Below are 13041 nucleotides of genomic sequence, written 5' to 3' on the forward strand. Positions count from 1 at the left end.
GTCGATCAGGCCGGCAGCCGCGCGAGCTGGGCGCTCAGCTTGCCGAGGGTTGACTGGTATTCTGCCAGCCTTTTCTGCTCCTGCTCAACGACTGCGGGCGGCGCCTTGGCGACGAAGCTCTCGTTCTGCAGCTTTGCCTGGCACTTCGACACTTCGGCACCCAGCCGCGCAATCTCCTTGGACAGGCGTTCGCGTTCGGCGGCGACGTCGATTTCCACCTTCAGCACCAGCTTGTCCGTGCCTACGATAGCAATTGGCGCGCCATCTGCCTCGCTGTCGAGCGCGGCCTCGTCGGCGAGCACCTGCACCTCGGACAGGCGCGCGAGCGCCTGCGCGTACGGCGCGAACGCGCGCAGCCGCGCGCCGTTGCCGGCCGCGAGCAGCGGCACCCGGGTGGCGGGCGACAGGTTCATCTCGCCGCGCAGGTTGCGGCACGCGTCGATCAGCGCCTTCAGGTCGGCGACCCACTGTTCGGCGGCTTCGTCGAGCTTGCCGGGTTCGGCGACCGGGTACGGCTGCACCATGATCGACGCTTCGCCGTCCGCCGCGCCCTGCGGGTAGCGGGCCGCGAGCGGGGCGACCTTCTGCCAGAGCGCCTCGGTGATGAACGGAATCACCGGGTGCGCGAGGCGCAGCGTCGCCTCCAGCACGCGCAGCAGCGTGCGGCGGGTCGCGCGCTGCTGCTCCGGGGTGCCGGCCTGCAGCTGTACCTTCGCGAGTTCGAGGTACCAGTCGCAGTATTCGTCCCAGACGAACTTGTAGACGGCGTTGGCCACGTTGTCGAAGCGGTAGTCGGCAAAGCCCTTCGCGACCTCCGCCTCGACCCGCTGCAGCTGCGAGACGATCCAGCGGTCCGCCTGCGAGAAGTCGAGGTAGCCGCCCGGCCCGCATTCGCCGTGGCCGCAGGCTTCGGGCTTGCCGAAGCCGCAGTCGTGCCCCTCGCAGTTCATCAGCACGAAGCGGGTGGCGTTCCACAGCTTGTTGCAGAAGTTGCGGTAGCCTTCGCAGCGCGCGAGGTCGAAGTTCACGTTGCGCCCGAGCGTGGCCATCGACGCCATCGTGAAGCGCAGCGCGTCGGTGCCGAACGCGGGGATGCCGTCCGGGAATTCCTTGCGGGTTTTCTTCTCGATCGACGCCGCCTGCTTCGGATTCATCAGCCCGCTCGTGCGCTTGGCGACGAGCGCTTCGAGGCCGATGCCGTCGACGATGTCGATCGGGTCGAGCGTGTTGCCCTTGCTCTTCGACATCTTCTGGCCTTCGGCGTCGCGCACCAGCCCGTGCACATAAACGGTGTCGAACGGCACCTTGCCGGTGAAGTGGGTGGTCATCATGACCATCCGCGCGACCCAGAAGAAGATGATGTCGAAGCCGGTGACGAGCACCGACGACGGCAGGAAGGCGCGCAGCTCCGGCGTGTCGCTCGGCCAGCCGAGCGACGAGAACGGCACGAGCGCCGACGAGAACCACGTGTCGAGCACGTCCTCGTCGCGCCGCAGCGCGCCCGTGTAGCCGCGCGCGGCGGCTTGCGCGCGCGCGTCGTCCTCGGACTTCGCAACGAAGATTTCGCCGTTCTCGCCGTACCAGGCGGGAATCTGGTGGCCCCACCAGAGCTGGCGCGAGATGCACCAGTCCTGGATGTTTTCGAGCCACTGGTAGTAGGTGCTGGTCCAGTTTTCCGGCACGAAGCGGATCTGGCCGCCGCGCACGACGTCGAGCGCGGTGTCGGCGATCGACTTGCCGGGGTGGAACGTGCCGGCCGGCGCGGGCTTCGTCATCGCGACGAACCACTGGTCGGTCAGCATCGGCTCGATCACGACGCCGGTGCGGTCGCCGCGCGGCACCATCAGCTTGTGCGGCTTCACCGATTCGAGCAGGCCGAGCGCCTCCAGATCCGCGACCACCTGCTTGCGCGCGTCGAAGCGGTCGAGGCCGCGGTATTGTTCCGGCGCGTTGCCGTTGATCTTCGCGTCGAGCGTGAAGATCTCGATCTGCGGCAACTGGTGGCGCTGGCCGACCTGATAGTCGTTCGGGTCGTGCGCGGGCGTGACCTTGACCACGCCCGTGCCGAATTCGCGGTCCACATAGGTGTCCGCGATCACCGGGATATCGCGCTGCGCGAGCGGCAGCCGCACCATCGTGCCGATCAGGTGCGCGTAGCGCGCGTCTTCCGGGTGCACCATCACGGCGACGTCGCCGAGCATCGTCTCCGGGCGCGTGGTGGCGACCGTCAGGTGGCCCGAGCCGTCGGCGAGCGGATAGCGGATGTGCCACAGGTGGCCGTTTTCTTCCTCGCTCGCGACTTCGAGGTCGGACACCGCCGTCATCAGCACCGGATCCCAGTTCACGAGGCGCTTGCCGCGGTAGATGAGGCCCTGCTCGTACAGCGTGACGAACACGTCGCGCACCGCGGCCGACATCCGCTCGTCCATCGTGAAGTATTCGCGCGACCAGTCGATCGACGCGCCGAGACGGCGCACCTGGCCGGTGATCGTCGAGCCCGACTGCTGCTTCCATTCCCAGACCCGTTCGAGGAAGCGCTCGCGGCCGAGCTCGTGGCGCGACACGCGCTGCGCGTCGAGCTGCCGCTCGACGACGATCTGCGTGGCGATGCCGGCGTGGTCGGTGCCGGGCACCCACAGCGTGTTCTCGCCGAGCATCCGGTGATAGCGCGCGAGCCCGTCCATGATCGTCTGGTTGAACGCGTGGCCCATGTGCAGCGTGCCGGTGACGTTCGGGGGCGGCAGCTGGATCGAGAAATTCTTGCGCTCCGGGTTGAACGCGGGGGCGGCATAGCCGCGTTTTTCCCACTCGGGACCCCACTGGGCCTCGATGTTGTGAGGCTCGAAACTCTTGGCAAGCGTGCTGTCGCTCATTGTTGAAAGTCTGCTGTCGATGCAATGGAATCTTCGATTATACGGGGAGTCCCGCTGCCCACGGCGGCGGGGGCGGGCGCGGCGCCGGCGTGAACCTTATAATGTCGGTCGACCCGCCGCCCTCCAGACGACATGCCCGAACTGCTCAGCAACCTGAACCCCGAACAACTCGCCGCCGTCACGCTGCCGAACGAGCCGGCGCTGATCCTCGCCGGCGCCGGCAGCGGCAAGACGCGCGTGCTGATCACGCGGATCGCGTGGCTGATCCAGCAGGGGCTCGCGTCGCCGGCCACGGTGCTGGCGGTGACCTTCACGAACAAGGCCGCGCGCGAGATGATGGCGCGCCTGCAGATGCTGCTGCCGATCGACACGCGCGGGATGTGGATCGGCACCTTCCACGGCCTGTGCAACCGGATGCTGCGCGCGCATCACCGCGACGCGGGGCTGCCGGCGACGTTCCAGATTCTCGATACCGCCGATCAGCTGTCCGCGATCAAGCGGCTGATGAAGGGCCTGAACATCGACGACGAGAAGTACCCGCCGAAGAACCTGCAGTACTTCATCAACAACGCGAAGGAGCAGGGGCTGCGGCCGAAGGACGTCGACGCGACCGACAGCTTCAACCGCAAGTTCGTCGAGCTGTACGAGGCCTACGACCAGCAGTGCCAGCGCGAAGGCGTGGTCGATTTCGCGGAATTGCTGCTGCGCTGCTTCGAGCTGCTCGCGCACAATCCGCCGCTGCGCGCGCATTACCAGGCGCGCTTTCGCCACATCCTCGTCGACGAGTTCCAGGACACCAACAAGCTGCAGTACGCGTGGCTGAAGCTGCTCGCCGGCGAACACAACGCGATTTTCGCGGTGGGCGACGACGACCAGTCGATCTACGCGTTCCGCGGCGCGAACGTCGGCAACATGCGCGACTTCGAGCACGAGTTTCGCGTGCGCCACCTGATCAAGCTCGAACAGAACTATCGCTCGCACGGCCACATCCTCGACGCGGCGAACCAGCTGATCGCGCACAACGCGCGCCGGCTCGGCAAGAACCTGCGCACCGACGCGGGCCACGGCGAGCCGGTGCGCGTCTACGAGGCCGCCACCGACTCGCAGGAAGCGGGCTGGATCGTCGAGGAGATCCGCGCGCTGCTCAACACCGGCCTGTCGCGCAGCGAGGCGGCGGTGCTGTACCGGAGCAACGCGCAGTCGCGCACGATCGAGCACACGCTCGTGAACGCGGGGATTCCGTACCGCGTGTACGGCGGCCTGCGCTTTTTCGAGCGTCAGGAGGTCAAGCACGCGCTCGCGTATCTGCGCCTGATCGACAACCCCGGCGACGACACCGCGTTCGCCCGCGTGGTCAATTTTCCGGCGCGCGGGATCGGCGCGCGCTCGCTGGAACAGCTCGCGGACGCCGCGCGGCTCTACAACTGCCCGATGATCGCCGCGATCCCGTACGTGGCCGGCAAGGCGGGGTCGAGCCTCGGCGCGTTCGCGAACCTGGTCGCGCGCATGCGCGCGCAGACCGAGCGGATGAGCCTGCCGGAGACGGTCGAGGCGGTGGTGCGCGAAAGCGGCCTGTCCGCGTTCTACCAGGGCGAGCGCGAAGGGCAGGATCGGCTCGAAAACCTGCAGGAACTGGTGAACGCGGCGGCGGCGTTCGTCAGCGAGGAAGGCTACGGGCTCGATACGCCCGCGCGCTCGATCCCGCTGCGGCCCGGCGCGAGCGCGGCGCCGGAGCTGCCGGTCGCGGGCGAGGACGCCGGGCCGGTCGTGCTCGACGCGCCCGCGCTCACCGACCCGGCGCAGAACCCGGACACGATGACGCCGCTCGCCGGCTTCCTGTCGCACGCGTCGCTCGAAGCGGGCGACAACCAGGCGCAGGCGGGCCAGGAGGCGGTGCAGCTGATGACCGTGCACGCGGCCAAGGGTCTCGAATTCGCCGCGGTGTTCATCACCGGCCTGGAGGAGGGGCTCTTTCCGCATGAGAACAGCGCGATGGAAGCGGACGGCCTCGAAGAGGAGCGCCGCCTGATGTACGTCGCGATCACGCGCGCGAAGGAGCGGCTTTACCTGTCGTTCGCGCAGAGCCGGATGCTGCACGGCCAGACGCGCTACAACATCCGCTCGCGCTTTTTCGACGAACTGCCGCAGGCGTCGCTGAAGTGGCTCACGCCGAAGGTCGAGGCGGGCGCGCGCTGGGGCGGCCGCTCGGACAACGCCGGCTACGGGCGCGACTGGTTCGCGCGGCCGGATCGCCAGCAGGCGGCTTATGACGCGCCGGCGGCGCCGCTGCCGGCCTTCGCCGACGCGCAGCGCGCCGCCGAAACCGGCTTCCGGGTCGGCCAGCAGGTGTTTCACACGAAGTTCGGCGAAGGCACGATCACCGCGCTCGAAGGCGGCGGCGCCGACGCGAAGGCCCAGGTCAAGTTCAAACGGCACGGCGAGAAGTGGCTTGCGCTCGCGGTCGCCAAACTGCAGGCAGTCGAATGAATCCAGTACGACACGCGGGCGGCGCGCGGCCGCTCGGCATTCTGGCCGCGCTGCCGCAGGAGCTCGGCAACCTCGTCGACGCGATGCGCGCGGAAGCGGGGGTGCGCACGGTGACGCTTGGCCAGCGCGATTATCACGTCGGCACCGTGCACGGCGCGCCGTGCGTCGTCACGCTGGCGCGCATCGGCAAGGTCGCCGCCGCGGCGACCGTCAGTGCGCTGATCCATGCGTTCGACGTCGACGCGGTGGTCTTCACCGGCGTCGCGGGCGGGGTCGGGCCGGGCGTGCGCATCGGCGACGTGGTGGTGGCCGAGACGCTGCTGCAGCACGATCTCGACGCGTCGCCGCTCTTCCCGCGCTACGAGGTGCCGCTGCTCGGCGTGTCGCGCTTCGCGGCCGACGCGGCGCTCGCGAGCGCGATCGCCGAGGCGGCCGGCCGCTTCATCGCGGACGACGGCATCGCGCTCGCCGCGCGCTTCGGCACGCAACTGCCGCAATTGCATCGCGGGCTCATCATCAGCGGCGACCAGTTCGTCGCGAGCGCGCAGGCCGTCGCGCGGCTGCGCGCGGCATTGCCGGATGCGCTCGCGGTCGAGATGGAAGGCGCGGCGATCGCGCAGGTCTGCCACGAGTACGGCGTGCCGTACGCGATCGTGCGCACGATCTCGGATACGGCCGACGTGCACGCGCCGGCGTCGTTCGAGACCTTCCTGTTCGAACTGGCGGGGACGTATTCGAGCGGGATCCTGAAGCGTTTTCTGCTCGCCCGCGCCTGAGCGTCCATCGGCGGTAGCGCGCGGGGGCGGGGCGCCGATGCGCGGTGCGATGTCCTGGCGCGCTTGCGGGGTTTGGCGCGCGGGTTCGCGCGGTCGCGTTGCGGCATGGCGCATGGCGCATGCCGCATTCCGCGGTAGCGGTTCCGCAGGCGGGGTGCGTGTGGGCTGTCGTCGCGGCTCGCCTCCACGCGAACCGGGCGCGAATCGGGCGTGAACCAGGCGCGAACCAACCGCGAACCAGGCATGAACCGGGCACGAACCAAGCGCGAACCAACCGCGAACCAACCGCGAACCAACCGCGAACCAGGCGTGAACCAGGCGTGAACCAACCGCGAACTACGCGCGCGCGTCTGCGGCGAGCGCATCGCGCACCTGCTGCAGCGCGGCCGGATCCTCGATGGTCGGCAACTCGCCCGGATCGCGCCCCTCCGCGAGGGCCGCGATCGCGCGCCGCAGCAGCTTGCCCGAGCGCGTCTTCGGCAGCATCGACACCAGATGGACGCGCGCGGGCCGCGCGATCGCGCCGAGCAGCCGGTCGACGGTCGCGCCCAGTTGCGCTTCGAGCTGCGCGCGCGCCGCGGGCGTCGCATGCTGGCCGGCGTCGCGCGGCACGACGAACGCGAGCGCGACCTGTCCCTTCAGCGGATCGGCGACGCCGACCACCGCGACCTCAGCGACGGCCGCGTGGCTCGACAGCGCCTCCTCGATCTCGCGCGTGCCGAGCCGGTGGCCGGCAACGTTGATCACGTCGTCGGTGCGGCCGAGGATCGTCACGTAGCCGTCGGCGTCGCGGATGCCCCAGTCGAAGGTCGAGTACGCGAGCTGGCCGGGCACGCCCGACCAGTAGGTGTCGACGAAGCGTGCATCGTCGCCCCAGACCGTCGTCATGCAGCCGGGCGGCAGCGGGTACCCGAGCGTGATCACGCCTTTTTCGCCGGGTGCGCACGGGGCGCCGGTCTGCTCGTTGCGCAGCGTCAGGTCGTAGCCGTAGACCGGCACGCCCGGCGAGCCGGGCTTCGCCGGCAGCGGCTCGATGCCGTGCTGGATCGCGAGCATCGGCCAGCCGGTTTCGGTCTGCCAGTAGTTGTCGACGATCCGCTTGCCGAGCGCGCCGGCGATCCATGCGGCGCTCGGTTCGTCGAGCGGCTCGCCCGCGAGGAACAGCGTGCGCAGGCTCGTCAGGCGGGCCTGCTTCAGGTAGGCGGGATCCTGCTTCTTCAGCACCCGCAGCGCGGTCGGCGCGGTGAACATCAGGTTCACGCCGAGCTGCTCGACGAGGCGCCACCAGATGCCCGCATCCGGCCGGACCGGCGTGCCTTCGTAGAGGACCGTCGTCATCCCGGCGATCAGCGGCCCGTACACGATGTAGCTGTGGCCGACCACCCAGCCGATGTCCGACGCGGTGAACATCGTGTCGCCCGCGCGGCCCTCGAAGACGTAGTCCATCGACGCGGCGAGCGCGACCGCATAGCCGCCGACGTCGCGCTGCACGCCCTTCGGCCGGCCGGTCGTGCCCGACGTGTAGAGCACGTAGGACGGTTCGTTCGATTCGAGCCACTCGCATGGCACCCAGGCGTCGAAATAGCGCTCGCGCAGCGGCTCGTACGGGACGAGATAGCTCGCGTCGAGGCGTTCCGGCGCAAGCTGCCGGTCGATCAGCAGCACGCGCGGGGTCTGGTGCGCGGCGCGCGCGAGCGCTTCGTCGACGAGCGGCAGATATTCGACCACCTTGCCGGCGCGCGCGCCCGCGTCGGCAGTGACGAGCAGCACCGGCTTCGCGTCGTCGATGCGGGCTGCGAGGTTGGGCGCCGCGAATCCGCCGAACACCACCGAGTGGATCGCGCCGAGCCGCGCGCACGCGAGCATCGCGAACACCGCTTCGGGAATCATCGGCAGGTAGATCAGCACGCGTTCGCCGCGCCGCACGCCGAGCGAACGCATGACGGCGGCCATCCGGTTGACTTCCGCGTGCAGTTGCGCGTACGTGTAGCGCCGCTCGATGCCGGTCTCGGTCGACACGTAGACGAGCGCGTTCTGCGCGGCGCGCGTGTCGAGATGCCGGTCGACGGCGTTGTGGCAGAGGTTGGTGCGCCCGCCGACGAACCAGCGCGCAAACGGCGGATTCGCGCGGTCGAGCACCTGCGTGAACGGCGCGTCCCAGTGGATGCGCCGCGCTTCGTCGCGCCAGAACGCGTCAGGGTCGTCGATCGAGCGGCGGTGGAACTCGCGATACCGGTTCATGAGCGGCGATCCTCCGGGCAGCGTGGTCGGACGCGCGCGCCCCGCACAACGACCCGGGGACGGCGGCTGCGCAACGGGCCGGCGGCGTGTCTGACCGTGCGGCCGGCGGCGTGTCTGACCGCGCGGCCCGCCGTGCGCCCCATTGGCCCATAGTGTGCCCCATAGCGTGCCCCACGGCGCGCCCGACAGCGTGGCCCGCGGCGCGCAGACCGGCTCACGGGACACCCGTGCGGCGCGTGCGCTCAAGCATAGAGCAGGCCGGCGGCCGCGGGCAACGCGGGTTCTCCTTAGGGGCGCGCGCGGCGCCCCGGCCCGCGCATCAGGCCTGTTTCGCGCGCCGGCTTTCGAGGTTCGGCAGGAACACCGTCAGCACGCCGAGCAGCGGCAGGAACGAGCAGACCTTGTAGACGTGTTCGATGCTGGTCGCGTCCGCGAGCTGGCCGAGCACCGCCGCGCCGATGCCGCCGAGCCCGAATGCGAAGCCGAAGAACAGGCCCGCGATCATCCCGACCTTGCCCGGAATCAGCTCCTGGGCATACACGAGGATCGCCGAGAAGGCCGACGCGAGCACCACGCCGATGACGATCGTGAGCACGCTGGTCCAGAACAGGTTGGCATACGGCAGCAGCAGCGTGAACGGCGCCACGCCGAGGATCGACACCCAGATCACGTACTTGCGGCCGATCCGGTCGCCGATCGGGCCGCCGATCACGGTGCCCGCGGCCACTGCGGCGAGGAACACGAACAGGTGGATCTGCGCGGCCTGCACCGGCAGATGGAAGCGGTCGATCAGGTAGAACGTGAAGTAGCTGTTGATGCTCGCGAGGTAGAAGTACTTCGAGAACACCAGCATCACGAGCACGCCGAGCGCGAGCGCGACGCGGCCGCGCGTCAGCGTCGCATGCGCGGGCTGCGCGGCGCGCGCCTTTTTCGCGGCCGGGTGCTGCCGGTACCAGCGGCCGATCTGCACGAGCACGACGATCGCGACGAGCGCCGCAACCGAGAACCACGCGATGCTGCGCTGGCCGTGCGGAATCACGATCAGCGCGGCGAGCAGCGGGCCGAGCGCGGTGCCCGCGTTGCCGCCCACCTGGAACAGCGACTGCGCGAGGCCGTGGCGGCCGCCCGAGGCCATCCGCGCGACCCGCGACGATTCCGGATGAAACACCGACGAGCCGCAGCCGACCAGCGCCGCGGCGACGAGCAGCACGCCGAAGTTCGGCGCGACCGACATCAGCGCGAGCCCGCACAGCGTGAAGCCCATCCCGACCGGCAGCGAGAATGGCTTCGGATGCTTGTCCGTGTAGATGCCGATCAGCGGTTGCAGCATCGACGCGGTGATCTGGTACGTGAGCGTGATCAGGCCGATCTGCCCGAACGACAGCGTGAACAGATCCTTGAACATCGGATAGATCGCGAGGATCAGCGACTGGATCATGTCGTTCATCATGTGCGAGAAGCTGATCGCACCGAGGATCGGGTAGACCGTGCGCTGCGCCCGCGCGACGGCGGACTGGCCGGCGCCGGGCAGGGCGCCTTTGTCGAGACTGGTTTGCATACGCGTGACACCGGAAACGGGAGGAGGGGCACGATGCGCGACGCCCGCCTGGCGCGGCCGCGAACCTTTCGTGATTCCCCAAAAGTGTAATGTGGCCGACGTGAAACCGCGCGACAACTTTTGTCGAGAATCGGTCAATCCTCCGATGCTTCGCCGCGCGGGCGTCCAGCGGCGTTCACGGGCGTCCATTGCGGCAGGATACGCCGCCTCCCGCCGGCGCGTGCGTCCTGGCAGCATTGCCAGGCTGCCGGCGGAATTTTGGCCATGTATAAAGCCGCTCGCAGGCGCGCGCCAAACAGGCGCCGCCGCGCCCGGGTCGACGCGGCGGCGCTAAAGATGAGCGCCGCGGCTGCCGTAGACCCGAGAAGACAACCTGACTGGCCGGGATCGATCTCGCCGGCCGGTCGAACTGAGGGGACCAGATCCATGAAAGCTGTATCGCTCGGTGGCCGCGGGGCCGTGGGGTTCGTCGCGCCGGGGGCGCCCGCGGGCGGCGCCGCGAAGCCGAAAGCGCCGTCGCGGCTTGCCCGCCTGTCGGTGAAGGCGACGTTGCGGCTCGCGTTTGCGCTGGTGCTGGTCGGCACGTTGCTGATCGGCGTGTTTTCGCTCGCGCAGATCAGCCGTCTGAACGCGTCGGCGCAGTCGATCTACGTGCAGGGGCACGTCGCGAGCCGCGCCGCCGAAGAGGCGCGCGGCGACATGCTGCGTGCCAGCCGCGCGCAGAAGATGCTGCTCACCGCGACGACCCAGCGCGAGCGCGACGAACTGGGCGCCGACATCGAAACGAGCCTCGCGGGGCTGTCGACGCAGATCGCGACGCTGCAGCGCTACACCAATTCAGCCGACGCGAAGCAGGTGGCCGAACAGAAGCGCTTCGCCGACGCCGTGACGGCCTGGCGCGATCACCTGCGCACCTTCGTTGCGCTCGTGAAGGCGCAGTCGCTCGACCTGTCGCAGATGGCCTGGCAGGTCGGCATGCAGGACGTGTCGCTGTTCGTCGAGACCGGCAAGCTCGAAAAGACGATCGACCAGATCGTCGACGAGCGCGGCATCGAGGCGAAGGCGACGATCGCCACGTCGGCGTTCATCTTCCACTCGTCGTTCGTGATGATCGCCGGCATGACGCTCGGCCTGTTCGTGTTCGCGTTCGCGACGAGCGAGTGGGTCGTGCGGCGGCTCGCGCGTCAGCTGGGCGGCGAGCCGGGCTACGCGAAGGAGATTGCGAGCCGGATCGCGGCGGGCGACCTGTCGAACCCGATCGCGCTCGCGCGCAACGACCGCGCGAGCATGCTGTCGGCGCTGCGCGACATGCAGGGCGGGCTGTCGACGACCGTGGCCGACATCGCGGCGAGCGCCGATGCGATCGCCACCGCGTCGGGCGAAATCTCGATGGGCAATCTCGATCTGTCGCAGCGCACCGAGCAGCAGGCGATGGCGCTCGAGCGCACCGCGTCGAACATGGAGCAGCTCACGTCGACGGTGCGGCAGAACGCGGACAACGCGAAGCAGGCGAGCACGCTGGCCGACAACGCGTCGGCGATCGCCGAGAAGGGCGGCGAGGTGGTCGGGCGCGTCGTCGCGACGATGGGCGAGATCGACGCGAGCGCGAAGAGCATCGGCGACATCATCGGCGTGATCGAGGGGATCGCGTTCCAGACCAACATCCTCGCGTTGAACGCGGCGGTCGAGGCGGCGCGCGCCGGCGAAGAGGGCCGCGGCTTCTCGGTGGTCGCCGGCGAGGTGCGCAATCTCGCGCAGCGCAGCGCGTCCGCGGCCAAGGAGATCAAGACGCTGATCAGCGCGTCGCTCGAACGCGTCGGCAACGGCTCGGCGCTCGCGCAGGACGCCGGTCAGACGATGGAGGAGGTCGTGAAGGCGGTCAAGCGCGTGACCGACATCATGGGAGAAATCTCCGCGGCCTCGGCCGAGCAGAGCAGCGGCATCGACGCGATCAGCGTCGCGGTGTCGCAGATGGACGCGGGCACGCAGCAGAACGCGGCGCTCGTCGAGCAGGCCGCGGCGGCGGCGCGCTCGCTCGACGATCAGGCGAAGTCGCTGAAGGCGCTGGTCGGCCAGTTCAGGCTGGCCGGCGCGCCCTGAGCGGGCGGCGTGAGCGCGCGCGGCCGGGCCGGTTGACGGCGCGCCGCATCGTACGCTTGTGCCGTGCGCATACGGTGCACATACCGCGCACATACCGCGCGCGTCGCTCGCGCGCCCGCCGGCTGCGCGGCTCAGCCCTTCGGCTGCACGACCACCGTGCAGGTCGTGCCGGCCGACAGCGTGATGCCGTCCGGCACGCGGTCGATCCGGATGCGCACCGGCACCCGCTGCGCGAGGCGTACCCAGTTGAAGGTCGGATTCACGTCGGCGAGCAGTTCGCGGCTTTGCGGATTGTCGCGGTCGTAGATGCCGCGCGAGATGCTTTCGACGTGGCCCTGCAGCACGCCGCCGCTCATCAGCCGGATCTGCGCGGCGTCGCCGACCTTCACGCGTGGCAGCTTGGTCTCCTCGAAGTAGCCGTAGACCCAGAACGAATGACTGTCGACGAGTGCGAGCCGCGCGGCGCCGGCGCTCGCGTAGTCGCCGCGGAACACCGCGAGGTTGGTCACGTAGCCGTCGGTCGGCGCGACGACCCGCGTGCGCGCGAGGTTCAGCTTCGCGGCGTCGAGCGCGGCGAGCGCCTGCTGGTAGGCCGCCTGCGCGGCGAGCGCGGTATGGGCGGCGTTCTCGCGGTTCTCCTTCGATACGACGAGGCTGTCCATGTCGGCGCGGCGCCGCGCATCGTCGACGCGCATCTGCAGCTCGGCCTTGCGCGCGGCGACCGCGGCTTCGGCCTGCTCGACCGCGATCCGGTAATGCGACGGGTCGATCTGCATCAGCAGATCGCCCTGCTTCACGAACTGGTTGTCGTGCACGGGCACCGCGACGACTTCGCCCGACACGTCCGGCGCGACGTTGATGACGTCGGCGCGCACGCGCGCGTCGCGCGTCCACGGTGCATCCATGTAGTGCACCCACACGGTACGGCCGACAAGGATCGCGACGGCGAAAAGGGCCACGGTCGCAACAAAACCCACAATGTTTCGGATGGTCATGATTCGACTCT

General features: G+C 69.5%; 7 protein-coding genes. 3 read left to right on the top strand and 4 right to left on the bottom strand.

Features of this window, described 5'->3' with window-relative positions; all coding sequences use genetic code 11:
* Positions 1 to 5: 5 nt before the first annotated feature.
* Positions 6 to 2873 carry a valine--tRNA ligase gene (locus AC3AP7_RS03955; protein WP_475765359.1) on the bottom strand — a complete coding sequence of 956 codons (2868 nt, stop codon included), beginning with the start codon at positions 2871 to 2873 and terminating at the stop codon, positions 6 to 8.
* 132 nt (positions 2874 to 3005) lie between these two features.
* Here AC3AP7_RS03955 and AC3AP7_RS03960 point away from each other — a divergent pair, with 132 nt between their 5' ends.
* Together AC3AP7_RS03960 and AC3AP7_RS03965 are read left to right on the top strand one after the other, a co-directional pair.
* Positions 3006 to 5360, top strand: a complete 2355-nt coding sequence (locus tag AC3AP7_RS03960) for a UvrD-helicase domain-containing protein (RefSeq protein WP_475765356.1) — start codon at positions 3006 to 3008, stop codon at positions 5358 to 5360.
* Entirely contained in the window at positions 5357 to 6136 is a 780-nt protein-coding gene (locus AC3AP7_RS03965) for a 5'-methylthioadenosine/adenosylhomocysteine nucleosidase (protein WP_475765354.1), read from the top strand. The genes AC3AP7_RS03960 and AC3AP7_RS03965 overlap by 4 nt, the downstream gene beginning before the upstream one ends.
* A gap of 336 nt (positions 6137 to 6472) precedes the next feature.
* Here the strand turns inward: AC3AP7_RS03965 and AC3AP7_RS03970 are convergent, their stop codons facing one another.
* Both AC3AP7_RS03970 and AC3AP7_RS03975 read right to left on the bottom strand, forming a co-directional pair.
* The gene (locus tag AC3AP7_RS03970) at positions 6473 to 8377 is read right to left on the bottom strand and encodes a propionate--CoA ligase (RefSeq protein WP_475765352.1); all 1905 of its coding nucleotides are present in this window, start codon (positions 8375 to 8377) and stop codon (positions 6473 to 6475) included.
* Positions 8378 to 8696: 319 nt separating this feature from the next.
* Positions 8697 to 9935, bottom strand: coding sequence for an MFS transporter (locus AC3AP7_RS03975; protein WP_475765350.1), 1239 nt, complete (start codon positions 9933 to 9935; stop codon positions 8697 to 8699).
* Between the two features lie 426 nt (positions 9936 to 10361).
* Here AC3AP7_RS03975 and AC3AP7_RS03980 point away from each other — a divergent pair, with 426 nt between their 5' ends.
* The gene (locus AC3AP7_RS03980) at positions 10362 to 12035 is read left to right on the top strand and encodes a methyl-accepting chemotaxis protein (protein ID WP_475765348.1); all 1674 of its coding nucleotides are present in this window, start codon (positions 10362 to 10364) and stop codon (positions 12033 to 12035) included.
* A gap of 131 nt (positions 12036 to 12166) precedes the next feature.
* On the opposite strand, the gene AC3AP7_RS03985 is transcribed toward AC3AP7_RS03980, so the two are convergent.
* The gene (locus AC3AP7_RS03985) at positions 12167 to 13030 is read right to left on the bottom strand and encodes an efflux RND transporter periplasmic adaptor subunit (RefSeq protein WP_475765346.1); all 864 of its coding nucleotides are present in this window, start codon (positions 13028 to 13030) and stop codon (positions 12167 to 12169) included.
* Positions 13031 to 13041 lie beyond the last annotated feature (11 nt).

This window comes from Paraburkholderia sp. PAMB 6770 (assembly GCF_057748135.1).